We start from the raw sequence: 23,986 nt of genomic DNA on the forward strand, positions 1-23,986 counted from the left end.
GGCCCGGCTGACGCCGGGCACCTCAGGATGACGGCGCTTCGGTCGCACACACTCCAGCAGCCCCTTGTCATCCGCCGGCACGCCCTCCACCCGGTAGCCGGCGGCCCTCAGCTCCTCCAGCAGCGCCCGCACGCTCGCCGGCACGTCGAGCCCCACCGCCCAGCCGGTGCGGCCGGGGGCGCCGGCATAATCGGGCATCAGCACGGTGACGCGCCGCGCCGCACGCGGGGTCTGCCGAAGCCGCACCAGCGCGGCGACGCGATCGGCTACCCGTGCCACCCGGTCCGGCTCGGGTCGGTTGACCAGCGCCGCGAAGCCGGGCACGGCGGCGGTCTGCTGCGGCGCCTTGAACGAGAGCGCCCCGGCCAGCACCCGCCCGTCGAGTTCGGGCAGCACCACATGCATGGCGAGATCGGCGCTGGTCAGCCCGCGCGCGCCCTCCGCCCACGCCTCCCGTTTCGTCGTGGCGACGATCGCCTGCAGCACCGGCACATCAGGCGCGTCGAGCACGGTTTCCTCGCCCGGATCGGCGGCGGCGAAGGCGGTGAGGGTGACGATGACGGCCGGGTCCATGCCGGCCAGCGCCTGCTTCAGGAAGGCGATGGAGGCCGGCTCCTTCAGGCTGGCGACGAAGAGCGGGCGGGGAGCCAGTCCCCGCGCGATGAGCGCGGCGCACAGCGCGTCCACGGGCGCGGTGTCGCCGGCCAGCGCCATGGAGCGGTAGAAGATCACGGGGATGGCGGGCGCCCCCTCGGGCGTGGGCCCCGCCCGCTCATAAAACCCCGCCAGCGGCAGCGGCGCGGGCGGGGGCGCGTCCAGCGCCCGCCCGGCATGGCCGGCGAGCAGCCGCAGCAGCGCGCCCATATTCGCCGGCCCGCCGGCGCGGAAATAGCCGAGCAGCGCCGCAAGCTCGGCCTCCTTCAGGGTGGAAGCCTCGCCAAGGCGGGGGTCGTCGCGGTCCTCGCCCGGCAGCACCGCCAGCCTGAAGCCGCGCGCCCGCGCCTCGGCGCCCAGCCGGTCGACGCCATAGCGCCACCAGTCGAGCCCGCCGAGCAGACGCACCACCACGATGCGGGCATGGACCGCCACGGTGTCGATCCACAGGTCGACCGACATCGGGTGCCTGAGGTCGCGCAGATTGGCGAGCCGCAGGCTCGGCAATCCCGCTCCCCGTGCCCCCTCCATCGCCGCCGCCAGCGCGCCGAGATCGCTGTCGGCGAAGGAGACCACCACCATGTCGCCCGGCGTCTGGCCGAGGTCGACCGGCTCGACGAGGTCGTCGAGGCTGGAGGAGGTGGTGGCAAGAATGTGCATGGGGTGTCAGCGCCTCGCAGCCTGTGGGCCGTCATCCTGAGGTGCGAGCGAAGCGAGCCTCGAAGGATGTTCGTTGTGCTGTGTGGCAGGTTCGCTCACGCCGCCACGCTCTCCCCGGCGAGGATCGCCTCCACCTTGGCCCGATCGAGCCCCTTGAGGCCGATGGCGACGAGGCGGCCGGTGCGCGGACCCGTCTCCCACGGACGGTCGAAATGATGCGCCACGCGCGGCCCCACCGCCTGCACCAGCAGCCGCATCGGCTTGCCGGCCACGGGCACGAACCCCTTCACCCGCAGCACATCGGCCTCCTCCGCCGCCCGCGCCACCCGCGCGGCGAATTCGGCCGGGTCGGTGACTTCAGGCACCTCGACGACGAAGCTGTCGAAATCGTCATGGTCGTGGTCGAGTTCGTCGTCGTGATGCGTCCTGCGGTTCTCGATGTCGTTCTCGGTGCCGATGCCGAGGCCCATCAGGATCGCCGGGTCGATCCGCCCCTCAGTCACGCCCACCACCCGCACGCCCTTGGGCAGCTCGGCGTCGAGCGCGGCGCGGGCCTTGGCCTGGCCGGCGGCGTCGATCAGGTCGGCCTTGGTGAGGAGGACGAGATCGGCGCAGGCGATCTGGTCGTCGAACACCTCCTCGATCGGGTCGTCATGGTCGAGGCTGTCATCGGCCGCGCGCTGCGCCGCCAGCGCGTCGTGATCATGGGCGACGCGCCCCGAGGCCAGCGCCTCGCCATCCACCACCGCCACCACGCCGTCCACCGTCACCCGGCTCTTGATCGCCGGCCAGTGAAAGGCCTGCACCAGCGGCTTCGGCAAAGCGAGGCCGGAGGTCTCGATCAGGATGTGGTCGACCTTCGGCTCAAGGGCGAGGATGGCGTCGAGCGCGGGGACGAAATCATCCGCCACGGTGCAGCAGATGCAGCCATTGGCGAGTTCGACGATGTTCTCCTCCGGGCAGGTGTCGACGCCGCAGCCCTTGAGGATTTCGCCGTCGATGCCGACATCGCCGAACTCGTTGACGATCACCGCGAGGCGCTTGCCCCGCGCATTCTCCAGCACATGGCGGATCAGCGTCGTCTTTCCCGAGCCGAGAAAGCCGGTGACGATGGTGCAGGGTACCCGGTCGAGGGCGGCGGGACGGGAATCGGCGGCGGACATGCGGCATCTCCACGAAGCTCAGGAATCGCGGGATGCGTCGGTCGCGGAAAGCGTTTCCGCGCGGGGCCGCGCGCAAACGCGGCTCTGCCTGTCTGCCGGGCACCCCGCCGGCACGCACGACCGGACCGCCGGCAGGTCTCCTGGCTCGCGGGTCGCCGCCTCGTCGCCGCCTTCCCGGAGGTTCCTCCAGTGGCTTCCGGCTGAGGCTCGCCGCTTACAGTTGCGGGGGCAGCCGCGGAATTGGGGCTCGCTTACACCCCGCACCGCATTCCCTTTTCGTCCCTCCCTTGCCGGGAGGAAACCGTCGGTCACGGCGCACTAAAGGAGCGCGCAGGGCGAATGTCAAATGCGGAGCGCCCATGTGATTGCCGCGTGATTGCCGCGCGGCGATTGCCCGCTATAGTCGGTGCGGTCGTCGGTTCCCGTGAGGCACACGGGACGCAAGACGGGAACGCGGTGGGCGGACACCTTCTCGAAGGTGGACGCCGAATCCGCGGCTGCCCCCGCAACTGTAAGCGGCGAGCCCTCCTCCATCGGCCACTGGCGGCGACGCCGGGAAGGCGGAGAAGGGCCGTGACCCGCGAGCCAGGAGACCGGCCGGCGACGCAACCGCAACGGCCCTCGGGTGGAGGGCCATGGAGACTGCCATGCAAAACCGCGCCGGCGCCACCGCCGCCTCTCACGATTCGCTCGCCTCTCGCACCGTGCAGATCACCCTTGCCGCCCTGCTCGGCGTGTTCGTGCTCGGCGGCGTGGGCTTCTCCCACATCAGCGCCGTGCACAATGCGACGCACGATGTGCGCCACGCCAACGCCTTCCCCTGCCACTGACCGGGATCGGGGGACGCATCATGTCGCTTTTCAGGACGATTCTGTTCGTCGCCGCGCTTGCCGGCATCGGCGCGGGGCTGGTCGGCTCGGCCATCCATCTCTTCACCACGGTGCCGCTGATCCTTGCGGCCGAGACCTTCGAGGGTGCCGGGGAAGCGCCCGCGCTCGCCACTACGGACGCGCATGAGCACGCGCCCGGCACCGCCGCGCATTCCCACGACGAAGAAGAGTGGGGCCCGGCCGACGGGCTGGAGCGCAACGGCCTGACCATCGTCTTCACCGTCCTCACCGGCTTCGGCTTCGCGCTGCTGCTGGTGGCGGCGAGCGAGGTGATGGGTGGGCTCAAGGGCTGGCACCAGGGGTTGCTGTGGGGCCTCGCCGGCTTCGCCGCCTTCACCCTCGCGCCCGGCCTCGGCCTGCCGCCGGAACTGCCGGCCATGCCGGCCGCCGACCTCGCCGCGCGCCAGGCATGGTGGATCGCCACCGTGGCGGCGACGGCGGGGGGCCTCGCCCTCATCGCCTTCGGCCGTTCGCCGCTGCTCGCCGCGCTCGGCGTGGCGCTGATCGTCGCGCCCCATGTCATCGGCGCGCCGCAGCCCGAGAGCCATGAGAGCCCGATCCCGGAGGCGCTGCACCACAGCTTCGTGGTGGCGAGCGTCGGGGCGAGCTTCGTGTTCTGGGTGCTGCTGGGCGGCCTCGCCGGCTGGCTGAGGCCGCGCTTCGCCGCGCCTTCCGCGTGAGCCCTTCCCTCACCTTCGTCCTCGGCGGCGCCCGCTCCGGCAAGAGCGCGCACGCCGAGGCGATCGTCGCGCGGCTCGCCCCGCCCTGGATCTACATCGCCACCGCCGATGCGTGGGACGACGAGATGGCGGAGCGCATCGCGCTGCACCGCGCCCGGCGCGGCGCGGGATGGCAGACGCGGGACGCCCCGCACGATCTCGCCGGGGCGCTCGGCGGCCTGCCGCCGGGACAGCCGGTGCTGGTCGACTGCCTGACGCTGTGGCTCAGCAACCGCCTGCTGGCCGGGGCCGATGTGGCAGCCGAATCCGCCGCGCTGGTCGAGGCGCTCGCCGCCCATGACGGGCCGGTGGTCGCCGTCTCCAACGAGGTCGGTCTCGGCATCGTGCCGGACAACGCGCTGGCCCGCCGATTCCGCGACGCGCAGGGAAGGCTCAACCAGATGGTCGCCGCCCGCGCCGGCACGGTGCTGTTCATGGTCGCCGGCCTGCCCATGCTCGTGAAAGGAAGCCCCCCATGACCGACATCTCGCCCGAAGAAGCCGCCCGCCACCGCGCCAAGATGGAGAAGCGCAAGGCGGTGCAGGACGCCGAAGTCGCGGAAAAGACCGTCGAGAAGGGCCTGCTGATCGTCCATACCGGCCCCGGCAAGGGCAAGTCGACCGCCGCCTTCGGCCTCGCCCTGCGCACGCTCGGGCAGCCGGACGGGGCCAAGGTCGGCGTGGTGCAGTTCATCAAGGGCGCCTGGGAGTCGGGCGAGCGCACCGCGCTGGAGAGCTTCGGCGCGCGGGTCGAGTGGCACTCCATGGGCGAGGGCTTCACCTGGGAAACACAGGACCTCGCCCGCGACATCGCGAGCGCCCGCCGCGCCTGGGACAAGGCGCGCGAGATGTTGGACGACCCCGCCTTCGGTCTCGTCATCCTCGACGAACTGAACATCGCGCTGCGCTACGACTACCTCCCGCTGCCTGAGGTGGTGGCGGCGCTCAGTGCCCGCCGCGACGGGCTGCACGTCGTCGTCACCGGCCGCAACGCCAAGGCCGAACTGATCGAGGCCGCCGACCTCGTCACCGAGATGGGTCTGATCAAGCACCACTTCAAAGCCGGGGTGAAGGCGCAGAAGGGCATCGAGTTCTGATGCCCGGGACGGGGGGGCCGGCGCGGAATCGTGGCGTGCGATCTCGCAAAGACGCCGCGACATTCCTATGTGATGAGCGGCGCCGGGTGTTGCGGCGCGGCCCTTTCACGGAGAAACGCTTCGATGCGTTCCACCCCTGTCGCCTACCTGTTCTGGTGTTTCGGCCTGATCGGAATCTGCGGCATCCATCGCTTCTATGCCGGGCGCTACTGGACCGGCGCGCTCTGGCTGCTGACCGTCGGCCTGCTCGGCATCGGGCAGATCATCGACCTGTTCCTCATCCCCGGCATGGTGCGCGAGGCCAATCTGGAGCGCCGCGTCGACTATCTCGAAGGCCGCCACGGCTGAGGCCGGACCTCGTTGAACCGTCTTGTGCGGACCTTCCTGCCCTCTCCCCATTGGGGAGAGGTGGCCCGCGCAGCGGGTCGGTGAGGGGTCTCCCGGCATATCGCCCTCCCGGCTCCTCACCCCATCCCTCTCTCCGCCGGGGAGAGGGAGCATGACTTCCCCCGCCAATCCCCATCGCGCGCCCCTCGCCCTCATGTTCCAGGGCACCGGCTCGGATGTCGGCAAGTCGCTGATCGTCGCCGGCCTCGCCCGCGCCTTCACCCTGCGCGGGCTAAGGGTACGCCCGTTCAAGCCGCAGAACATGTCGAACAACGCCGCCGTCACGCCCGATGGCGGCGAGATCGGCCGGGCGCAGGCGCTGCAGGCCCGCGCCGCGCGGGTGGCGCCTTCCGTGCACATGAACCCGGTGCTGCTGAAACCGCAGAGCGAGATCGGCGCGCAGGTCATCGTGCAGGGCCGCGCCCGGGGCACGGCGAAGGCGGCCGACTACCAGAAGCTCAAGCCCTCCCTGATGGCCGCCGTGCTGGACAGCTACCAGAGGCTGCGCAATGAGGCCGACCTCGTGCTGGTGGAAGGCGCCGGCGCGGCCTCCGAGATCAACCTGCGCGCCAACGACATCGCCAATATGGGTTTTTCCCGCGCGGCGAACGTCCCCGTCATCCTCATCGGCGACATCGACCGCGGCGGCGTCATCGCCAGCCTGGTCGGCACCCGCACCGTGCTGCCGCAAGAGGACGCGGCAATGATCGTCGGCTTCCTGGTCAACCGCTTTCGCGGCGACCCTGCCCTGTTCGCCGCCGGCATGGAGGAAATCGCGGCCCGCACCGGCTGGCCGGCGCTCGGCCTCATCCCGTTTTTCCCCGACGCCCGCCGTCTGCCGGCGGAGGACGCGCTGGCGCTCGACGCGCCCGCCCTGCCCAAGCCCGGCGCAAAAATCCGCATCGCCGTGCCGCTGCTGCCGCGCATCGCCAATTTCGACGATCTCGACCCGCTGGAGGCGGAGCCTTCGGTGGAAGTGATCCGCGTGCGCCCCGGCACCCCGCTGCCGGCCGATGCCGCGCTCGTGCTGCTGCCGGGCTCGAAATCCACCCTTGCCGACCTCGCCGATTTCCGCCGCGAAGGCTGGGACATCGACCTTCTCGCGCACGTGCGGCGCGGCGGGCGGGTGCTCGGCCTGTGCGGCGGCTACCAGATGCTGGGCCGCAGCCTCGCCGACCCGGAAGGGGTGGAAGGCCCGCCCGGCAGCGTGCCCGGCCTCGGCCTGCTCGATGTCGAGACGGTGCTCACGGGCGACAAGCGCCTGGTCGCCGTCATCGGCATGGCCGGCGGGGTGCCGTTCTCGGGCTATGAGATGCATATGGGCGTGACCGAAGGCCCCGGCCGCGCCCGGCCCTTCGCGGACATTGACGGCGCGGGGCCGGAAGGCGCCATCTCCGCCGATGGGCGCATCATCGGCACCTATGCGCATGGCCTGTTCGCCGATGATCGCCAGCGCGCCCATTGGCTGGCCGCCCTCGGCGCCGCCCCGAGCGGGCTCGACTATGAGGCCGGGGTGGAAGCCACGCTCGACGCCCTCGCCGCGCATCTGGAGCGGCATGTCGACCTCGACCGGCTGCTGGAATTGGCGGCTGGATAGTCACCACCCCCACGCCAGCAGCGCGAGCGCCGCCACCAGCGCCACCATCACCGCATCCGCCGCGCGGTAGAGCGCCAGCGCCCGGCGGATATCGGCGGCGGTGCACTCGTAGCGTCCCCCCGCGCCCATCAGCCCGTCGACGGAGAGTTTGCCGCCATAATGGCGCGGCCCGGCGATGGCGATGCCGAGCGCCCCGGCCATTGCCGCCTCCGGCCAGCCGGCATTGGGCGAGCGGTGGCGGGCGGCGTCGGCCCGTATCGCGGTGACCGCACGCCACGGCGAGGCCCCGCGCACGAACACCGCCGCCACCACGATCAGCCCGCCCGCCAGCCGCGAGGCCGGCAGGTTGATCAGGTCGTCGAACCGTGCCGCCGCCCAGCCGAAATGGGTGTGCCGCGCGTCGCGGTGGCCGATCATGCTGTCGGCGGTATTGACCGCCTTGTAGATCGCCGCCCCCGGCAGCCCGCCCACCGCCATCCACAGCGCCGGCGCCACCACGCCGTCGGAATAGTTCTCGGCGAGGCTCTCGATCGCCGCCCGCGCCACCCCGGCCTCGTCCAGCTTCTCCGGGTCGCGCCCGACAATGTGCGCGACCGCCCCCCGCCCGGCCTCCAGGCTCTCGTCCAGCCCGTCCGCCACCGCGCCCACGAAAACGTGCAGGCTGCGCTGCGCCAGCAGGGTCGAGCCGGCCAGGGCGGCCAGCAGGAGGCCGAGCGGCAGCCCCAGCAGCAGCCTCTGCACTACCAGCCCGGCGAGGCCGCTCGCCAGCACGATCAGCACCAGCGCCCCTACGCCGGCCATCCGCCGCTCGCGCGGGGCGGCGGCGTCGCGGTTGAGATGGCGGTCGAGCCACCCGATCAGCCGGCCGATCCACATGACGGGATGGCCGATCCGGGCGAGCAAAAATCCGGGATAGCCGAACACGGCCTCGAACAGCAGCGCCGCCAGCGTTAAACCAAGAGTAAGTTCGAGGCTCATCGGAAGTGATTCTCTTGTCATCGCTTCCGGAACGAAACGAATCCGCCGGTCGCGCGGCACCACCATTTCCGCCCGCGTGACCGCTATCAAGACCCGCGGCGCCACCCGGCCCGCAGAACCGGACGAATACGCGCGGAATGAACATACCCGTCACCTCATCGCACGGCATCCTGCCGCCTGACATCGAGCAGGCGAAGCAGGCGCGGCTCGCCGAGGTGTTCGGCTTCGACCGCTTCCGTCCCGGCCAGCAGGAAGTGGTGGATTCGATCCTGGCCGGCGTGCCGACGCTGGCGGTGATGCCCACGGGCGCGGGCAAGTCGCTGTGCTACCAGCTCCCCGCGCTGGTCAAGGGCGGGCTGTCCATCGTCGTCTCGCCGCTCATCGCGCTGATGGACGACCAGGTGAACGCGCTGAAGCTCCAGGGCGTCGCCGCCGAGGCGATCCATTCCGGCAAGCCGCGCGAGGAAAACGTCGCGATCTGGCGGCGGGTGGCGGCGGGCGAGGTGCGCCTGCTCTATCTCGCCCCCGAGCGGCTGCTGACCGAGCGCATGCTGGCGGCGCTCTCGCGTTTCAGCCTCGGGCTGGTGGCGGTGGACGAGGCGCACTGCATCTCGCAATGGGGCCATTCCTTCCGCAACGAATATCTCGGCCTTGGCCGGCTGCGCGAGCTTTTCCCCGGCCTGCCGCTGGTGGCGATGACCGCCACCGCCGACCGGGCGACCCGCGACGACATCGTCGAGCGGCTGTTCGGTGGGCAGGCGCGGGTCTTCGTCTCCGGCTTCGACCGGCCGAACATCTTCATCGGCGTCGAGGACAAGAAGGACCCGGCCCGGCAGATCGAGAGCTATGTGCGCGCCCGCCCCGGCATGGCCGGCATCATCTACCGCATCTCGCGCAAGAAGGTGGACGAGACCGCCGAGCGGCTTTCCGCCGCCGGCATCCGCGCCTTGCCCTACCATGCCGGCATGAGCCCGGAGGCGCGCGCCGCCAACCAGGAGACGTTTCTCGCCGAGGACGGCGTGGTGATGGTCGCCACCGTCGCCTTCGGCATGGGCATCGACAAGTCGGATGTGCGCTATGTGCTGCACGCCGACGCGCCGGGCACGCTGGAATCCTATTATCAGGAGATCGGCCGCGCCGGCCGCGACGGCCAGCCGGCGGAGGCGCTGCTGCTCTATTCCGCCGGCGACATCGCCACCCGCCGCCGCTTCCTCGACGAGGAGCCCTCCCCGCCCGAGCGCAAGATGGTGGAGGCCCGCCGGCTCGACGCCATGGTCGGCTTCTGCGAGGCGGTGACCTGCCGGCGCGCGGTGCTACTCGGCTATTTCGGCGAGCGCGCGAGGGCCTGCGGCGCCTGCGACGTCTGCCGCGACCCGCCGAAGGTGATCGACGCCAGCCGCGAGGCGCAGCTGGTCCTGCGGCTCGTGCGCGCCACCGGCGAGCGCTATGGCGCGGCCTATCTCGCCAGCGTCGTCACCGGCCAGCGCACCGACCAGATCTGCGGGCGCGGCCATGACAAGCTGGCCGATTTCGGCGCGGGGGGCGACAAGCCGGCGACCGAATGGCGCGCTCTGCTGCGCCAGCTGGTCGCCACCGGGGCGCTGCACGCCGATCCCACCCGCTTCGGCGCCCTCACCCTCACCGAGACCGGGCTCGCCGTGCTCGGCGGCACCCGTGCCTTCACCCTGCGCGCCCCGGTCAAGCGTTCGCGCGAGCGTTTCGCCCGCTCGGACGGCGGGGCGGAACTGGCCCCCGCGGAGGCGGCGCTGCTGGGCAAGCTGAAGGCGCTGCGCCGCGAACTTGCCGCCGAGCGCAACGTGCCGGCCTATGTCGTGTTCGCCGACAAGACGCTGGAGGAAATGGCGGTGGAGCATCCGCGCAGCCGCAGCGAGCTGGCCGGCGTCAAGGGCGTCGGCGCCGCCAAGCTGGAGGCGTTCGGCGCGGCGTTTCTTAAGATTCTCAAAGAATTCTCTTAAGAAACCCGAAGAATTCGAACCGGGAAATTTTCCACACGCAAAAGAGTTCACGAACGCCGTTTCGCTCCCTAAACTGGTTCGCAACGGACGCAAAAGTCCGGCATGACCCTAGTTCCGGGATGGAAACGATGAAGCTTCACCTGTTGACGGCGGCACTGGCCGCCACCTCCCTGCTCGCCACCCTGCCCCCGGCCGCCGCGCACGGCCCGACCCGGCAGAAGGTCTCCGAGAAGATCGAGATCAACGCCCCGCCGGAGAAGGTGTGGGCCGTGGTCTCCAATTTCCAGGATGGCGGCTGGATCCCGGTGGTCGCCAAGACCGAGGGCACCGGCGGCAACGCCCCGGGCGCCAAGCGCACCCTGACCCTGAAGAACGGCGCCACCGTCGAGGAAGAAGTCGCCAAGCTCCAGCCGGAAAAGATGACCCTCATGTACCGGATCGACAAGGTCGACGTGAAGGTGCTGCCGGTGACCAACTACTCGTCCTGGCTCATCGTCACCCCGGCCGATGGCGGGGCGAAGTCCGAAGTCGAATGGCGCGGCGCCTTCTATCGCGGCTACCCCAACAACGACCCGCCGCCGGAGCTGAACGACGAGGCCGCCATCAACGCCGTGACCGGGCTCTACAAGGCGGGGCTGGAATCGATGAAGAAGCAGATCGAGGGCGGCAGCTGAGCGGTGACGGCGCCTCCGATCACGCGGCGCCTGGCCCCCTCTCCCCGTCGGGGAGAGGGTTGGGGTGAGGGGCCTCGGCGGCCCGATGAGCCGCTTTTCCGTCCCCGCGCCCTCCCCGCCGCGCGCCCGCGCGAGCCGGGATCGCTCGCCGCCTTCATGCGATCCCGGCTCGACCTTCGGTCGTCCGGGATGACGATGATCGGGGCACTCGCCCTCCTCCTCGTCCTCCTCGCCCCACCCGCCCGGGCGGACGAGGCCTTCGTCACCTCGCAGCCGGCCGAGACGCTCTCGATCGTCGATCTCGCCAGCCGCAAGGTTGTCGCCACCCTGCCCATTCCCGGCAAGCCGGCCGGCATCGCGGTAAGCCCGGACGGCACGCGGGCCTTCGTCACCTCGCCGGACGGCAAGGCGCTCAGCATCCTCGACGCCGCCACCCGCACCGTGACGTACCGGGTCGAGGTCGGCGGCGGCCCGCTCGGCGTCGCCGTGCACCCATCCGGCAGCCCCGCCTATGTCGCCGACTGGTACCAGCACCGCGTCGTCGCGGTGGATGCGGCCAGCGGCGCCATCGCCGGCGAGGTGAAAGTGGGCGATTCTCCCTCCGGCCTCGCGGTGACGCCGGACGGCGCGCTGCTGCTCTCCGCCGACCGCGATTCCGACGCGGTGAGCCTCATCGACACCGCCACCCTCACCCGCCTCGCCTCCATCCCCGTCGGCGCCCGGCCCTTCGGCGTCACCATCGATGCGGAAGGCAGCCGCGCCTACACCGCCAATGTCGCCTCCAACGATGTGAGCATCATCGACCTCGCCGCGCGCAAGGTGGTCGCCACGGTGAAGGTCGGCGAGCGGCCCTATGCCGTGGCGCTGGCGAAAGGCCGCGCCTTCGTCACTGACCAGTATGATTCCACGGTCAGCGTGTTCGACACCGGGACGCTGCAGAAGCTCGTCGCCATCCCGGTTGGCGACTATCCCGAGGGCATCGCCGCCAGCCGCGACGGCGCCTTCGTCTACGTCGCCTGCTGGGAGGCCAACACGCTGGAGATCATCGACACCGCGACGCTGAAGGTGGTCGACACCATCCCCGTTGCCGATGGCCCGCGCGCCTTCGGCGCCTTCATCCGCCGGACACGCGAGTGAAATAGGTGGCTACCTCGTCGGTGGCCCCTACTATGCCGCCGCGCATAACAGGAAGGCACATCCATGGACCCCGATTTCTGGCACCGCAAATGGGAGGCGAACGAGATCGCCTTCCACGAGGGCGCGGCCAATCCGCTGCTGGTCCGCCATTTCGCCTCGCTCGGCCTCGCGCCCGGCGCGCGCGTCTTCGTGCCGCTCTGCGGCAAGAGCCATGACCTGCACTGGCTGCTGGCGCACGGCTTCGAGGTGGTGGGCGCGGAACTGAGCCGCCTCGCCATCGAGCAGCTCTTCGCCGAGCTGGGCGTCGCGCCGGAGATCACCGAGATCGGCCCGCTGGAGCGTTTCGCGGCGGAAGGGATCACCGTCTTCGTCGGCGACATCTTCGACCTGACCCATGAGACGCTCGGCCCTGTCGACGCGGTCTATGACCGCGCCGCGCTGGTCGCCCTGCCCGAGCCGACCCGCGCGCGCTACGCCGCCCATCTCGTGCATCTCACCCATGGCGCCCGGCAGCTGCTGATCACCTTCGACTACGACCCCTCCCTCACCGTCGGCCCGCCCTTTTCCGTCGGTGAACACGAGGTACGCCGGCTCTACGGCGCGCCCTACCACCCCACTCTGCTGGAGCGGCACCCGCTCAAGGGCGGCATTCGCGGCAAGGAGCCGGTGGCCGAGGGTGTCTGGAAGCTGGAGCGGCGCTGAGCGGCACCGCCTCAGATCGCGTAGTCACCGGTCTGCTGGGCCGTCGGGGCCTTGGTGTCGACGCCGGGGCCGTCGGAAGCGAACAGGCGGGCGCGGTCGAGCCGCACCGCCACCTTCTCGCCGATCGGCACCCGCACGGTGGGGGCGATGTCGGCCTCCAGCACCGCGCTGCCGACCGCGATCTCGACCCGGCGTATGGCGCCGTGGCGGCGGAAGGCGCGCACCTGCCCCTTCAGCCCGGCCGTGCCCGGCAGTCCCAGCGTCACGTCGTGCGGGCGCACATAGAGCAGGCCCGGCCCGTCCGGCACCGCCTGCGTCGCCGCGGCGATCGCGGTCGCGCCGGCCAACGCCACACCGTCCTTCACCTCGACCTCGATCCGGCTCGATTCGCCCATGAAGCCGAACACGGCGGCGGTTTCCGGCCGGTCATAGACATCGTCCGGCGTGCCGATCTGTTCGATCCTGCCCCCGCCCATCACCACCACGCGGTCGGCGAGTTCCAGCGCCTCCTCCTGGTCGTGGGTGACGAACAGCGTGGTGTGGCCGGTGCGGTCGTGCAGCTCGCGCAGCCAGCGGCGCAGTTCCTTGCGCACCAGCGCGTCGAGCGCGCCGAAGGGCTCGTCCAGCAGCAGCACCTTGGGCTCGATGGCGAGCGCGCGGGCCAGCGCCACACGCTGGCGCTGGCCGCCGGAAAGCTGCGCCGGGAAACGCCCGCCATAGCTCTCCAGCTGCACCAGGGCCAGCAGATCGGCCACGCGTGTACGGATCTCGGTCTCGGAGGGGCGTTCGGCGCGCGGGCGCGAGCGCAGGCCGAAGGCGACGTTCTCGGCCACCGTCATGTGGCGGAACAGGGCGTAGTTCTGGAACACGAAGCCGATGCCGCGCCGGCGCACCGGCACCGAGAGCGCGTCATGCCCGTCGAACAGCACCCGGCCATGGCTCGGCTGCTCCAGCCCGGCGACGATGCGCAGCAGCGTGGTCTTGCCGGAACCGGAAGGCCCCAGCAGCGCCACCAGCTCGCTGGGCTTCACATCGAGCGACACGTCGGAAAGCGCCGGCGCGCCATTGCCGAAGCTCTTGCCGACCTGGTCGATGGTGACGGCAACCGTCATGAATTCACTCTCATTGAATGTATTAAATGGAATTGTCCGCAAGATATCTGAAAATGCGCGCCTGTGAACCCCGCCTCGGTGTCAAAAGGCCGATGGCGACGGACCTGGCCGGCGCCGCCCGCCGGCATAGCCGCCCGCGGTGGAATGGCGCTACAAGCGGCGGGCCTGCCCCCCTGATGGATGCCTGCGATGACCGACCCCGCCGCCCCGCTCGTGCTCAATCTCGACGGCTACACGCCGCTGCCCCGCGGCAAGATCGCCGCGGTGGTGACCCTGCTGGAAATGACGGCCCCGCCCGCGCCGATGGCCGAGCGCGGCACGGACGGGCTGACGCTGGAACCTGCGAGGGCGCCGGACGTGAACTGGTATCGCGCCCTGTTCCGCCGCGTCGGCGAGGAGTGGCTGTGGTTCTCGCGGCTGGCGCTCTCGGATGCCGCGCTCAACGCCATTCTCGAAGATCCGGACGTGCTGGTGCTGGTGCTGAAGAAGGACGGCGCGGAGGTCGGCTTCATCGAACTCGACGCCCGCGTGCCGGGCGAGATCGAACTCGCCTTTGTCGGGCTGGTGCCGGACATGGTGGGCAGCGGTGCCGGGCGGTTCATGATGAACCGGGCGCTGGCGCTGGCCTGGGCGCGGCGGCCGCGGCGGGTGCACGTGCACACCTGCACCCATGACCGCCAGGGAGCGGTCGGCTTCTACCTCAAGGCGGGCTTCCGCCCCTATGCGAGCGCGGTGGAGGTGGTCGACGATCCGCGACTTGCCGGGCTGCTGGCGCGCGAGGCGGCGCCGCATGTGCCGATCGTCGGGGGAGAGTGAGCCGGATCAGGCCCCGAGCACCACGCGGGCGCGCCCGGCGACATTGCGCGGGGACATGTCGACCGGCGTTTCCACGCGCTCGCGCTCGCCAAGCGCCTCGACCTTCTTCAGTTCGTCCAGCGCGTCGTCATGGGCGAGGCGCGCCTCGCTGAGCTGGCCTTTCAGTTCGTCGGCCGAGCGGCGCATGTTGTCGCGACGGGTGGCGGCGGCACGGGCATAGGTCGAATAGGCGAAATGCTGGGTGTCGGTGATGCCGGAGCGCTGCTCCTCGGCCTCGATCTCGCGTTCGAGATCGCGCGACATGCGGTCGAACTCCGCGATCATGGTCTCGATCTGGACCAGATGGCGGCGCTTTTCCTCCGCCTGGAACCGCTTGAGGCGGATGAGGGTGTCGAGCGACTTCATGACCGGCTTACTCCGCTCCGTCGTCCCGCCCGCCCCCCAGCGGGCGGCGAAATGGCGGTCGGTACGAGCCGCCCTCACGCGGCGGCGAGAGGCATCTTCGCCAACAGATATTGCCGCTTCCTTACTCTTTCGTCGGAATAGGTAGCCCGGCGCCGGGAAAGCGCGTCGGGCGCGCCGGATCGAAACGATTTGTTTACCGGGCTCATTAATGATCGGGCGTCGTCCGGTGCGGTTGTCGGCCCTCGCGAAAGCGGAGTCGAATGACTCACTTAGGCATACTTGTTAAGATTCGACTTCAGGGATCAGGATTGTAAATTCTGATTTTCGAACAAACTCTTGCGGGAAGACTCGAAGAAATTTCGTGTCGCCGCTTGTGCTCGGGAATCGGAGTTTGTTACCCCTTGTTCACGAAGTAACGAATCGGTGTGTGCCGGGCCGGGCGCGGGGTGGGGTCACGTTCGGCTTGGAAGAGTCCGGTTGAGCGCTGAACCCCCCGGGGCCATGGCGAGGGAAGGGGATTGGCATGCGCGTCTTGCTCATCGAGGACGACCGCGCGACCGCGCAGAGCATCGAACTGATGCTCAAGTCCGAGAACTTCAACGTATACACGACCGATCTCGGCGAAGAGGGTGTCGATCTCGGCAAACTCTACGACTACGACATCATCCTGCTCGATCTCAATCTGCCCGACATGTCGGGCTATGATGTCCTCAAGGGTCTGCGCGTCGCCAAGGTGAAGACGCCGATCCTGATCCTGTCCGGCCTTGCCGGTATCGAGGACAAGGTGAAGGGGCTCGGCTTCGGCGCCGACGACTACCTCACCAAGCCGTTCCACAAGGACGAGCTGGTCGCCCGCATCCACGCCATCGTGCGGCGCTCGAAGGGCCATGCCCAGTCGGTCATCACCACCGGCGAGCTGGTGGTGAACCTCGACACCAAGACGGTCGAGGTCGCCAGCAACCGCGTGCACCTGACCGGCAAGGAGTACCAGATGCTGGAGCTGCTCTCGCTGCGCAAGGGCACCACGCTGACCAAGGAGATGTTCCTCAACCATCTCTATGGCGGCATGGACGAGCCGGAGCTGAAGATCATCGACGTCTTCATCTGCAAGCTGCGCAAGAAGCTGGCGAACGCCTCGCAGGGCCACAATTTCATCGAGACGGTGTGGGGGCGCGGCTACGTGCTGCGCGACAGCGGCAACGAGACGGATCGAATGTCGGCCTGATTTTGTCGCGATGGCCTGATTCGCGCGACGACCGGACCCTCCCCAACTGAAGCCCCGCCGCATGGCGGGGTTTTTGTTTCGGAGATCGCCCCCGCGCTCCCCTCCCCGCCGTCATCCCGGCCGAGCGCAGCGAGAGCCGGGATCGCCCCCGGCAAGCGATCCCGGATCGGCCGCGTCGGCCGTCCGGGATGACGTCTCGTGGAGGCGTCCCGCCCCTCGCCTATTTCGCGTTCTTCGCCAGCCAGGCCTTGAGGAACGCGATCTCGCCCTCCTGCGCCTTGATGATCTCTTCGGCGAGCGCCCGCAGCTCCGGGGCCTTGCCGTGCTCCAGCTCGACCCGCGCCATGTCGATCGCCCCCTGGTGATGGGGGATCATGCCGCGGGCGAAGTCGATGTCGGCATCGCCGGTGAAGGGGAGCGCCATGCCCTCATGCATGCGGGCATTGGCGGCCTCGAAGGCCTGGGTCGAGGGGCTGGCGGGGCCCATGTGGCCGCTATGGTCCATCGGCATGGCGCTATCCTGGGCGAACGCCAGGCCGGCAGACATGGCGAGGCTGGCAGCGAGAAGCGCCGCGCGGGTCAGGCTTTTCATGATCGGATTCCTTTGATCGCGTGGATGCGGCCGGGCTCGGCCGCGCTCAGGTGACGATCAGGATCGACGCGGCGGCGGCACCGGGGTGGAGGGCGCGACGCCAGCGGGCATCCTGCCCGAGGGGATGGCGAGCGCCGCGACCAGCGGCTCGGGCGACCGCACCACCGGTGCGGCCAGCGGCATCACCACGAGCTGGCTCAGCACGCAGCACAGATGCGGCGACGCCGCATCCGGCCGCGTCCCGGCATCGGCGATGGCCGCATTTGCGCGGGAATGGGCCGCGATCGGCACGGCGAAGACCGCGCCCGACAGCCCGGCAAGGCTGGCCTCGTGGCAGGGCATGGCGCGCACCGCCATCGCCTGCGTGGCCGCGGCCGGACCCGCCATGGCCGCGCCCAGCGCGAACAGCGCCAGCATCAGACGGAGAACACGCAGCACGCGCATCGACGGATCCCGGAGGGCGCGCCCTTCCTTCCCCGCCGGGGAAGCGGCCGCCTGTTCGTCACGCTAGCAAGCGGCAGCGGGGCGGTACAGAGCGGCATCGCCCGGATGGCGCAGCCGTGATGACCGTGGCCGCATGGGCGCCGCCCGGGCTCAATGGCCGCGATCGTCCCGCGCCAGCAGCGCCAGAACCAGCGCCACGTGGTCGTCCGCGCTCACCACCGAGCGGAAACCGGGCGGCGTGGCCGGCAGCGATCCGCTGGCGAGGCCGATGCGCCGGGCCGCGTCGCCGGCGGCGATGCCCTCGGCACGCATGTCGCCATAGGCGTCGAGGTCGAACAGGATGGCGTCGAAGCGGCTTCCCGCCAGCCGTGCCGCGCGCGGGTCGTCGGCCAGCGACACGTCATGGCCCATGGCGCGGACCAGATCGCGCAGCGCGGCGCGTGCCGCGCCCTCCGGCGCCGTCAGCAGCACGCGCTGCCGGGTCGGGCGCGACGGCTGGGTGGCCGCCGGCTCCAGCAGCCGGTAGCGCCCGGCCGGGGTGGTGAGGAAGCGCGTGCCGCCCACCCGCCCGACACGGCCCTGCGGCGCCAGCCCGACGATCTCGTCGACGGCGATGACCTCGCCCTCACCGCCAAAGGCCAGCAGCATGCGCCGGCTGCGCCCCGGCATCGGCAGCACGGCGATGCCGGGCACCCGGTCGAGCGGCGTCACGCTCTGCAGCGTGGCGACCCGGACGGCTTCCATCTGCGCCCGCCCGGCCCGCACCAGAAGATGCGCCGTGTCCGGTTCCGGCGCCATGGCCGCGCGCGGCGTCGCCACGCCGAGCGGCACGTCGATCATCGCCGCCCGCGTGCCGTCGGCCAGCAGCGCCAGACCGTCGATCACGTCCGCGCACGGGCCGAAGCGGTCGCGCCAGCTCGACGGCATGTTCTCGACCACGGCCTGCTGGCGCAACGGCGCGCCATCCACCAGCACCGCGGCGCGCACCTTGCCGGCGGCCCCGATCAGCGCCAGCGTCCCCTGCGCGGGGCGGGTCCGGGCGGCGCCCTCCGGGCGGGGGGCGAGGCCGGTATCGGCTGAAAGTCCCAGCCGGGCGGAAAGCCGAATCAGCGGCAGCCCGCTCGACCCCAGCGTGCCGGCCTCCGCCATGGCGAGCAGCCGCCCCCACCGCTCGCCGGCGACCGCCATGGTCTCGATGATGTGGGCGGCCGGCAGCGCGAAGCGCAGGCCGCCGAGCGAGAACGCCAGCACCTCCAGCCGCGCGGCGGCGCGTGGCCGTTCAACCTCCGGCGCGTCCGCGCGGGCCGGTTCGGGCCAGGGCGAGGGCGCGCGCAGCGTCGCCGCGATGCGGGCGGCTTCGCGGGAGACAGGGCCGCGCGGGGCGGCGGACAGGGAATCGACGGGGGACATGGGCGACCGGCAAATACTGGACCACGACACGCCGGCCTTGCGGCCCGCCGGAGCAGTGTCCACCGATACCGTTAATGTCTTCTGAACCTGCCCCGGCGGAAGCGCGGCGGGCGAAACCGGCGCGCCGCGCGGGCAGCGCCACGCGGTCAGTGGCGCACCGTCAGCCGCGCGCCACCAGGATCGTCACCTGGTCGCCCTCATGGGCGAGGCTGATGGCATAGCCCGTCGCCCGCGCCAGCAGCCCGGTGTAATGGGGCTGGATGGCGTGAGCATCGAGCGCGCCGCCTTCCTGCGCCTGCCCCGCCAGCAGCGCGACGAGGTGCGGGGGAATGCGCGAATGGCTGCCCTGGGTGGACAGGCGAAAACCGCCCTCCTCGCCCGCGCCGTTCTCCTCCACGGCGAGGCGCCCGCCGCGCGGAATGGTCGAGGTGGCGACGACGAGCAGGTTCAGCAGCAGCTTCACCTTGTTCTTCGGCGCCAGCACGCGCGGCAACTGCCAGGCGAGGCTGGTGCGGTCGTCCTCGATGAAGCCGCGCGCCACCTTCTCGGCGTCGCCGGTGTCGATCTGCGCCCCGGCCGAACCGGCGGCGCCGAAGGCGAGGCGGGCGAATTGCAGCCGGGCGGAAGCCTGCCGGGCGCTCTTGGCGATGAGGTCGAGCGCGAAGCTCTTCATCGCCGGATCGTCCTCGTCCTCCAGCACTTCGAGCCCGTTCACGATGGCGCCGACCGGGCTGATGACATCGTGGCACACGCGCGAGCACAGGAGGGCGGCGAGGTCGAGCTTGTCGAGGTCGATGGCGGTCGTCATCGCGTCCCTTGCGGAGATTGTGCGGCGAATCGGCCGCCTCGAGTGCAGCCGGCATCGCAGGTGTGATACACCGCGCTCCCAGCAAGGCCAACCGTTTCTCCCTCCCCTCCCCAGCCGGAACCGCTCTCGTAATGTCCTCTCACGTCACGCATCTGCCGTCGCATCTCAGCCTTCTGGCGTCCCTCGCCGGCGCCGCCCTGAAGGCCGGCGAGGTGGTCCTGCGCATCCGCGCCGAAGGCATGGCGATCGCGCGCAAGGCCGACGAGAGCCCGGTCACCGCCGCCGATCTCGCCTCCGAGGAACTGCTGCGCGCCGAGCTGGCGCGCCTGCTGCCCGGCGTGCCGGTCATCGCCGAGGAAGCGGTGGCGCAGGGCCAGGGCGAGACGCCGGCGGACACTTTCCTGCTGGTCGACCCGCTCGACGGCACCCGCGAATTCATCGGCGCCAGCGGCGAGTTCACGGTGAATATCGGGCTGGTCGAGGCCGGCGTGCCGACCTTCGGCATCGTGCTCGCACCGGCGGTGAACAAGCTCTATGCCGGCGTCTTCACGGCGGCGGGCGGTGGCGCCTTCCTCGCCGGTCTCGACGCCCATCCCGATTTCTGGACCCCGATACGCTGCCGGCCGATGCCGGAGAAAGGTCTGGTCGCGGTCGCCAGCCGTTCGCATCTCGACCCGCAGACCTCCGCCTTTCTGGCCGAACGCGACATCGCCGAGACGATCAGCTGCGGCTCGGCGCTGAAATTCGGCCTGGTCGCGGAAGGGCGGGCCGACCTCTACCCGCGCTTCGGCACGGTGTGCGAGTGGGATGTCGCCGCCGGCCATGCCGTGGTCCGCGCCGCGGGCGGCAGCGTGTGCCGGCCCGATGGCAGCGCCCTGCCCTATGCGCGGACCGAGGCCGGCTACCGCGTGCACGGCTTCATCGCCCGCGGCGCCGAGGCGTGAAGAGCACAGCGGCGACGCATGTGCCCCTCAGGCGAGGTTTTGGCGGCTGCGCGCCTTTCTCTGGTCGCACTCCATGCTATTGATAGGCTTCGGGGCGCTGGATGCCCGGGTCCGAATCAAGGCCCGTCACGGGCTCTGCCCCGCCTGTTGAGATCAAACGCGAGACCGCCGATGCCGACCTTGCGCGCCCTTTATGCCTGCCTCGCCCTTGTCTGCGCCCTTCCCTTCGTCACCGCGCCAGCGCACGCCCAGACCAGCACCTATTCCAGTGACGAACTGGTGCAGCAGGGCCACGGCTTCTTCGGCGAGGTCTCGCGCGGCCTTGCTTTGTCGATCGAAAAAGCGGTCAACCAGTGGGGCCAGCCCAATGGCTACATCCTCGGCCAGGAGGGCTCCGGCGCCTTTGTCGGCGGCCTGCGCTACGGCGACGGCACGCTCTACACCCGCAATGCCGGCGACCTGAAGGTCTACTGGCAGGGCCCCTCGCTCGGCTGGGATTTCGGCGGCGACGGTGCCCGCACCATGATTCTCGTCTACAATCTGAAGGGCATCAACGACATATTCCGGCGCTTCGGCGGCATTTCCGGCTCGGCTTATTTCGTCGCCGGCTTCGGCATGACGGCGCTGGCCTCCGACAACATCGTCGTGGTGCCGATCCGCTCCGGCGTCGGCGTGCGCCTCGGCGCCAATATCGGCTATCTCAAGTTCACGCCCGCCGCGACGTGGAATCCTTTCTGACCCGCACCCACCCGACGCCGTGCGGCCGGGCTAGCCCGGCCGTTTTGGCATCTGTAACCTGATGCTCCTAGGCTAGGCCTGCGCCGTTCCCTGACGGGCCTTCCGCGTTCTGAGGTGAGATCGCCGCATGATCGAAGCGATCATGTATTCCGCCATCGGCTTCCTGACGGCGACGCTGCTGGCCCTGCTGTTGCTGCCCGCCGTGTGGCGGCGGGCGGTGCGGCTCACCCGCAAGCGTATCGAGGGGGCGATCCCGGTCTCGATCGCCGAGATTCAGGCCGACAAGGACGAGCAGCGCGCGATCTTCGCCGTCGGCATCCGCCGCCTCGAAATGGAGGTGGAGAAGCTGCAGGCCCGCGCCGCCGCGCAATATGGCGACCTCGTCCGGCAGACCGAGACGCTGCGCGCCCGCCAGGAGACGATCGAGCGCCTCTCGACCGAGCTCGACGCCCTGCGCACCGAGCACGGGACGGTGGCCACCCACCGCGACCATCTGCTCGGCGAGCTGGACACCCGCACGCGCGACCTGGAGCAGACCGCCGCCACGCTTCGCACCACCCGCGCCGAACTGGCGAAGACCCGCGACGCCTTCGAGGACACGCGCACGCGGGAGGAGGAGCTGAAGATCGACCATGTGGCGCTGACCACGTTGCGCGACACGCTCAAGGACCGCATCGGCGAGCTCGACCGCCATCTCGCCGCCGCCAACGCCCATCTGCAGAGCGAGCGCGAGACGCTGCGGACCACGGCCGAGAGCCTGTCTATCGAGCTGCGCCGCAACCGCGAGCTGAAGGACGAACTGGCCCGGGCCGAGGCCCGGCTCGACGAGGAGGCCAGCGCCCTCAAGGCCGAGCGCGCGGCGCTGACCACCGAGTTGGCCCAACTCGAAGCGCGCGCCCACGCCGCCGAGAAGGCCCGCCGGCAGGCGGAGGCGTTGCGCGTGGTGGCGCCCGCGCCCGAGGCCGCGCGCGCTATCGAGCCGCCGGCCCCGGGCCGCGCCGAGGCGCCCGATACCGTGCGGCTGCGCGAGCGGATCAGCGACATCGCGGCCGAGGTGGCCCATCTCACCTCGCGGCTCGAAGGCCCGGATTCGCCCATCGAGGCCCTTCTGGCCGCCCATTCGGCCACGCCGGGCGCGGCCCCGACCCTTGCCGACCGCATCCTGGCGCTGAGGGCGGCGCCGGAGGATGGGCCGCAAGACCGGCCGGAGCAGGAACCGGAGCCGGCGCCTGTCGACGATCGCGCCGCCGAGGAGCCCCGGCCCAAGGGCCGCGCCATTGCCGGCTGACACCCCGCCGCGCGGGTGCGGACCGCGCCGGCAACATGCGCGTCGACGATCCGGACCGGGCAAAAGCCCGGCCGCACCCTGGGAAGGAAACGCTCGATGAATCTCGCCCGCCTGCTCAAGGCCCGCGCCGATGCCGGACGCCCGGTCCGTGTCGGCCTCATCGGCGCCGGCAAGTTCGGCTCCATGTTCCTCTCGCAGCTGCGCACCACGCCGGGCCTGCACCTGCTGGGCATCGCCGATCTCTCCGTGCCGCGCGCCCGCGCGGCGCTGGAAGCAACCGGCTGGGACGCGGAAGCGGTGGCCGCCCCCTCCTTCGACGAGGCGCTGCGCACCGGCCGCACCATGCTGACCGACGACGCATCGGCGCTGATCGCCGCCGACGGGCTCGACGTGGTGGTCGAGGTCACCGGCAGCCCGGCCGCCGGCGCCGCCCATGCCCTGCTCGCCATCGAGCACGGCCGCCACATCGTCATGGTCACGGTGGAGGCCGACGTGCTGGTCGGCCCGCTGCTGGCCGAACGCGCCCGCAAGGCCGGATTGGTCTATTCCATGGCCTATGGCGACCAGCCGGCCCTCGTCTGCGAGATGGTCGACTGGGCCCGCACCTGCGGCTTCAACGTGGTCTGCGCCGGCAAGGGCACCAAGTACCTGCCGAGCTTCCACCGCTCCACCCCGGACACGATCTGGAGCCTCTACGGCCTCACCCCCGAGCAGGCGGCGCAGGGCGGCATGAACGCGCAGATGTTCAACTCCTTCGCCGACGGCACCAAATCCTCCATCGAGATGGCCGCCATCGCCAATGCGGCCGGGCTCACGGCGCCGTCCGACGGCCTGCTGTTCCCGCCCTGCGGCGTCGACGACCTCGCCACCATCCTGCGCCCGCGCGAGCACGGCGGCCTGCTGGAACAATCCGGCACGGTGGAAACCGTCTCCTCGCTGGAGCGCGACGGCCGCCCGGTGTTCCGCGACCTGCGCTGGGGCGTCTATGTCGTGTTCGAGGCCGACCCGAGCCCGCGCGGCGACTATGCCCGGCGCTGCTTCAAGGAATATGGCGTGGTCACCGATGCCTCCGGCCGCACCACCGCGCTCTACCGCCCCTATCACCTGATCGGGCTGGAGCTTGGCGTCAGCGTCGCCAGTGCCGCGCTGCGCGGCGAGCCGACCGGCGCTACCGAGGCGTTCAGCGCCGATGTGGTGGCGGTGGCCAAGCGCCCGCTGAAACGCGGCGAGACGCTGGACGGCGAAGGCGGCTTCACCGTCTGGGGCAAGCTCTTTCCCGCCGCCACCTCGCTGGCACGAGGCGGCCTGCCCATCGGCCTCGCCCATCACGTCACGCTGTCCCGCGACATAGCCGAGGGCGAGATCGTCGGCTGGGCCGATGTCGAGGTGAAGGACAGCCCGGCGGTGCGCCTGCGCCGCGAGATGGAGCGCTCGTTCGCCGGCGGGGTCAGCGCTGCGGCGGAGTAGGCACCAGAGCGTCGTCCGGGATAACTCCCCCCCCCTCATGCCCGGGCTTGACCCGGGCACCCAGCGGTCCCGGTGCTCTCACGGAAAAGCCTGGATCCCCGGGT

The 23,986-nt window shown here is 70.8% G+C and carries 24 protein-coding genes, 1 pseudogene and 2 riboswitches (1 of these 27 cut by a window edge); of the genes and pseudogenes, 16 read left to right on the forward strand and 9 right to left on the reverse strand.

What is annotated here, in order from left to right:
- Positions 1-1,314: pseudogene (gene cobN / locus KHC23_RS08070) on the reverse strand (cobaltochelatase subunit CobN); it reaches 2,003 nt to the left of the window's first position.
- Positions 1,315-1,409: 95 nt separating this feature from the next.
- Entirely contained in the window at positions 1,410-2,477 is a 1,068-nt protein-coding gene (gene cobW / locus KHC23_RS08075) for a cobalamin biosynthesis protein CobW (protein WP_213371270.1), read from the reverse strand.
- A 113-nt stretch (positions 2,478-2,590) separates the two neighbouring features.
- Positions 2,591-2,798: riboswitch (cobalamin riboswitch) on the reverse strand.
- A gap of 78 nt (positions 2,799-2,876) precedes the next feature.
- A riboswitch (cobalamin riboswitch) is annotated at positions 2,877-3,093 on the forward strand.
- A 31-nt stretch (positions 3,094-3,124) separates the two neighbouring features.
- Between cobW and KHC23_RS08080 the strand changes: the two genes are divergently transcribed.
- The 6 genes from KHC23_RS08080 to KHC23_RS08105 all read left to right on the forward strand — a co-directional run bounded on the left by KHC23_RS08080 (position 3,125) and on the right by KHC23_RS08105 (position 7,166).
- Complete coding sequence (locus KHC23_RS08080; protein ID WP_246544424.1) at positions 3,125-3,307, forward strand: CbtB domain-containing protein; 183 nt, start codon at positions 3,125-3,127, stop codon at positions 3,305-3,307.
- 20 nt (positions 3,308-3,327) lie between these two features.
- Positions 3,328-4,047: a CbtA family protein gene (locus KHC23_RS08085; RefSeq protein ID WP_213371273.1), complete on the forward strand. Its 720-nt coding sequence runs from the start codon at positions 3,328-3,330 to the stop codon at positions 4,045-4,047.
- The gene (gene cobU, locus KHC23_RS08090; RefSeq protein WP_213371275.1) at positions 4,044-4,565 is read left to right on the forward strand and encodes a bifunctional adenosylcobinamide kinase/adenosylcobinamide-phosphate guanylyltransferase; all 522 of its coding nucleotides are present in this window, start codon (positions 4,044-4,046) and stop codon (positions 4,563-4,565) included. Before KHC23_RS08085 ends, cobU begins: the two co-directional genes overlap by 4 nt.
- Entirely contained in the window at positions 4,562-5,182 is a 621-nt protein-coding gene (gene cobO, locus KHC23_RS08095; protein ID WP_213371277.1) for a cob(I)yrinic acid a,c-diamide adenosyltransferase, read from the forward strand. The genes cobU and cobO overlap by 4 nt, the downstream gene beginning before the upstream one ends.
- A gap of 123 nt (positions 5,183-5,305) precedes the next feature.
- On the forward strand, positions 5,306-5,530 hold the full coding sequence (locus tag KHC23_RS08100; RefSeq protein ID WP_213371279.1) for an NINE protein: 225 nt from the start codon (positions 5,306-5,308) through the stop codon (positions 5,528-5,530).
- Positions 5,531-5,723: 193 nt separating this feature from the next.
- Entirely contained in the window at positions 5,724-7,166 is a 1,443-nt protein-coding gene (locus KHC23_RS08105) for a cobyric acid synthase (RefSeq protein ID WP_213371467.1), read from the forward strand.
- Here the strand turns inward: KHC23_RS08105 and cbiB are convergent, their stop codons facing one another.
- A complete protein-coding gene (gene cbiB / locus KHC23_RS08110) occupies positions 7,167-8,144 on the reverse strand; it encodes an adenosylcobinamide-phosphate synthase CbiB (protein ID WP_213371281.1) in 978 nt (325 codons plus the stop codon).
- Between the two features lie 137 nt (positions 8,145-8,281).
- Here cbiB and recQ point away from each other — a divergent pair, with 137 nt between their 5' ends.
- The 4 genes from recQ (at position 8,282) to tmpT (ending at position 12,633) form a co-directional block, all read left to right on the forward strand.
- Positions 8,282-10,120, forward strand: coding sequence for a DNA helicase RecQ (gene recQ / locus KHC23_RS08115; RefSeq protein ID WP_213371283.1), 1,839 nt, complete (start codon positions 8,282-8,284; stop codon positions 10,118-10,120).
- Between the two features lie 128 nt (positions 10,121-10,248).
- Positions 10,249-10,794 (forward strand): SRPBCC family protein, encoded by a 546-nt coding sequence (locus KHC23_RS08120; protein ID WP_213371285.1) that lies wholly within the window; start codon positions 10,249-10,251, stop codon positions 10,792-10,794.
- A gap of 189 nt (positions 10,795-10,983) precedes the next feature.
- Positions 10,984-11,931, forward strand: a complete 948-nt coding sequence (locus KHC23_RS08125; protein ID WP_213371287.1) for a YVTN family beta-propeller repeat protein — start codon at positions 10,984-10,986, stop codon at positions 11,929-11,931.
- A gap of 63 nt (positions 11,932-11,994) precedes the next feature.
- Entirely contained in the window at positions 11,995-12,633 is a 639-nt protein-coding gene (gene tmpT / locus KHC23_RS08130) for a thiopurine S-methyltransferase (RefSeq protein ID WP_213371289.1), read from the forward strand.
- Positions 12,634-12,644: 11 nt separating this feature from the next.
- Here tmpT and KHC23_RS08135 read toward each other — a convergent pair whose 3' ends face one another.
- Complete coding sequence (locus KHC23_RS08135) at positions 12,645-13,745, reverse strand: sulfate/molybdate ABC transporter ATP-binding protein (RefSeq protein ID WP_213371291.1); 1,101 nt, start codon at positions 13,743-13,745, stop codon at positions 12,645-12,647.
- 189 nt (positions 13,746-13,934) lie between these two features.
- Between KHC23_RS08135 and KHC23_RS08140 the strand changes: the two genes are divergently transcribed.
- Positions 13,935-14,561 carry a GNAT family N-acetyltransferase gene (locus tag KHC23_RS08140; protein WP_213371293.1) on the forward strand — a complete coding sequence of 209 codons (627 nt, stop codon included), beginning with the start codon at positions 13,935-13,937 and terminating at the stop codon, positions 14,559-14,561.
- Positions 14,562-14,567: 6 nt separating this feature from the next.
- Here KHC23_RS08140 and KHC23_RS08145 read toward each other — a convergent pair whose 3' ends face one another.
- On the reverse strand, positions 14,568-14,966 hold the full coding sequence (locus tag KHC23_RS08145) for a flagellar export protein FliJ (RefSeq protein ID WP_213371295.1): 399 nt from the start codon (positions 14,964-14,966) through the stop codon (positions 14,568-14,570).
- Positions 14,967-15,489: 523 nt separating this feature from the next.
- Between KHC23_RS08145 and ctrA the strand changes: the two genes are divergently transcribed.
- The gene (ctrA, locus tag KHC23_RS08150; RefSeq protein WP_213371297.1) at positions 15,490-16,191 is read left to right on the forward strand and encodes a response regulator transcription factor CtrA; all 702 of its coding nucleotides are present in this window, start codon (positions 15,490-15,492) and stop codon (positions 16,189-16,191) included.
- Between the two features lie 220 nt (positions 16,192-16,411).
- Here ctrA and copM read toward each other — a convergent pair whose 3' ends face one another.
- From copM to chpT, 4 genes are all read right to left on the reverse strand, one after another.
- Complete coding sequence (gene copM / locus KHC23_RS08155) at positions 16,412-16,783, reverse strand: CopM family metallochaperone (protein WP_213371299.1); 372 nt, start codon at positions 16,781-16,783, stop codon at positions 16,412-16,414.
- 57 nt (positions 16,784-16,840) lie between these two features.
- Complete coding sequence (locus KHC23_RS08160; protein ID WP_213371301.1) at positions 16,841-17,227, reverse strand: hypothetical protein; 387 nt, start codon at positions 17,225-17,227, stop codon at positions 16,841-16,843.
- A 150-nt stretch (positions 17,228-17,377) separates the two neighbouring features.
- Positions 17,378-18,637 carry a chemotaxis protein CheW gene (locus KHC23_RS08165; RefSeq protein ID WP_213371303.1) on the reverse strand — a complete coding sequence of 420 codons (1,260 nt, stop codon included), beginning with the start codon at positions 18,635-18,637 and terminating at the stop codon, positions 17,378-17,380.
- Between the two features lie 160 nt (positions 18,638-18,797).
- A complete protein-coding gene (chpT, locus tag KHC23_RS08170) occupies positions 18,798-19,445 on the reverse strand; it encodes a histidine phosphotransferase ChpT (RefSeq protein ID WP_213371305.1) in 648 nt (215 codons plus the stop codon).
- Positions 19,446-19,576: 131 nt separating this feature from the next.
- On the opposite strand from chpT, the gene cysQ reads away from it, so the two are divergent.
- The 4 genes from cysQ to KHC23_RS08190 all read left to right on the forward strand — a co-directional run bounded on the left by cysQ (position 19,577) and on the right by KHC23_RS08190 (position 23,882).
- On the forward strand, positions 19,577-20,389 hold the full coding sequence (gene cysQ, locus KHC23_RS08175; RefSeq protein ID WP_213371307.1) for a 3'(2'),5'-bisphosphate nucleotidase CysQ: 813 nt from the start codon (positions 19,577-19,579) through the stop codon (positions 20,387-20,389).
- Positions 20,390-20,560: 171 nt separating this feature from the next.
- Entirely contained in the window at positions 20,561-21,127 is a 567-nt protein-coding gene (locus tag KHC23_RS08180; protein WP_213371308.1) for a DUF1134 domain-containing protein, read from the forward strand.
- 127 nt (positions 21,128-21,254) lie between these two features.
- Positions 21,255-22,415, forward strand: a complete 1,161-nt coding sequence (locus tag KHC23_RS08185) for a coiled-coil domain-containing protein (protein WP_213371309.1) — start codon at positions 21,255-21,257, stop codon at positions 22,413-22,415.
- A gap of 96 nt (positions 22,416-22,511) precedes the next feature.
- A complete protein-coding gene (locus tag KHC23_RS08190) occupies positions 22,512-23,882 on the forward strand; it encodes an NAD(P)H-dependent oxidoreductase (RefSeq protein ID WP_213371310.1) in 1,371 nt (456 codons plus the stop codon).
- The last annotated feature ends 104 nt before the right edge of the window (positions 23,883-23,986 follow it).

It is taken from the genome of Ancylobacter dichloromethanicus, from assembly GCF_018390645.1.
Lineage (GTDB): Bacteria > Pseudomonadota > Alphaproteobacteria > Rhizobiales > Xanthobacteraceae > Ancylobacter > Ancylobacter dichloromethanicus.

Excerpts from the sequence above, each read along its gene's own strand:
- cobW (WP_213371270.1), bottom strand. The coding sequence starts at position 2,477 with ATGTCCGCCGCCGATTCCCGTCCCGCCGCCCTCGACCGGGTACCCTGC.
- KHC23_RS08080 (WP_246544424.1), top strand. The coding sequence starts at position 3,125 with ATGCAAAACCGCGCCGGCGCCACCGCCGCCTCTCACGATTCGCTCGCC.
- KHC23_RS08085 (WP_213371273.1), top strand. The coding sequence starts at position 3,328 with ATGTCGCTTTTCAGGACGATTCTGTTCGTCGCCGCGCTTGCCGGCATC.
- cobO (WP_213371277.1), top strand. The coding sequence starts at position 4,562 with ATGACCGACATCTCGCCCGAAGAAGCCGCCCGCCACCGCGCCAAGATG.
- KHC23_RS08100 (WP_213371279.1), top strand. The coding sequence starts at position 5,306 with ATGCGTTCCACCCCTGTCGCCTACCTGTTCTGGTGTTTCGGCCTGATC.
- KHC23_RS08105 (WP_213371467.1), top strand. The coding sequence starts at position 5,724 with ATGTTCCAGGGCACCGGCTCGGATGTCGGCAAGTCGCTGATCGTCGCC.
- cbiB (WP_213371281.1), bottom strand. The coding sequence starts at position 8,144 with ATGAGCCTCGAACTTACTCTTGGTTTAACGCTGGCGGCGCTGCTGTTC.
- recQ (WP_213371283.1), top strand. The coding sequence starts at position 8,282 with ATGAACATACCCGTCACCTCATCGCACGGCATCCTGCCGCCTGACATC.
- KHC23_RS08120 (WP_213371285.1), top strand. The coding sequence starts at position 10,249 with ATGAAGCTTCACCTGTTGACGGCGGCACTGGCCGCCACCTCCCTGCTC.
- KHC23_RS08125 (WP_213371287.1), top strand. The coding sequence starts at position 10,984 with ATGACGATGATCGGGGCACTCGCCCTCCTCCTCGTCCTCCTCGCCCCA.
- tmpT (WP_213371289.1), top strand. The coding sequence starts at position 11,995 with ATGGACCCCGATTTCTGGCACCGCAAATGGGAGGCGAACGAGATCGCC.
- KHC23_RS08135 (WP_213371291.1), bottom strand. The coding sequence starts at position 13,745 with ATGACGGTTGCCGTCACCATCGACCAGGTCGGCAAGAGCTTCGGCAAT.
- KHC23_RS08140 (WP_213371293.1), top strand. The coding sequence starts at position 13,935 with ATGACCGACCCCGCCGCCCCGCTCGTGCTCAATCTCGACGGCTACACG.
- KHC23_RS08145 (WP_213371295.1), bottom strand. The coding sequence starts at position 14,966 with ATGAAGTCGCTCGACACCCTCATCCGCCTCAAGCGGTTCCAGGCGGAG.
- ctrA (WP_213371297.1), top strand. The coding sequence starts at position 15,490 with ATGCGCGTCTTGCTCATCGAGGACGACCGCGCGACCGCGCAGAGCATC.
- copM (WP_213371299.1), bottom strand. The coding sequence starts at position 16,783 with ATGAAAAGCCTGACCCGCGCGGCGCTTCTCGCTGCCAGCCTCGCCATG.
- KHC23_RS08160 (WP_213371301.1), bottom strand. The coding sequence starts at position 17,227 with ATGCGCGTGCTGCGTGTTCTCCGTCTGATGCTGGCGCTGTTCGCGCTG.
- KHC23_RS08165 (WP_213371303.1), bottom strand. The coding sequence starts at position 18,637 with ATGTCCCCCGTCGATTCCCTGTCCGCCGCCCCGCGCGGCCCTGTCTCC.
- chpT (WP_213371305.1), bottom strand. The coding sequence starts at position 19,445 with ATGACGACCGCCATCGACCTCGACAAGCTCGACCTCGCCGCCCTCCTG.
- cysQ (WP_213371307.1), top strand. The coding sequence starts at position 19,577 with ATGTCCTCTCACGTCACGCATCTGCCGTCGCATCTCAGCCTTCTGGCG.
- KHC23_RS08180 (WP_213371308.1), top strand. The coding sequence starts at position 20,561 with ATGCCGACCTTGCGCGCCCTTTATGCCTGCCTCGCCCTTGTCTGCGCC.
- KHC23_RS08185 (WP_213371309.1), top strand. The coding sequence starts at position 21,255 with ATGATCGAAGCGATCATGTATTCCGCCATCGGCTTCCTGACGGCGACG.
- KHC23_RS08190 (WP_213371310.1), top strand. The coding sequence starts at position 22,512 with ATGAATCTCGCCCGCCTGCTCAAGGCCCGCGCCGATGCCGGACGCCCG.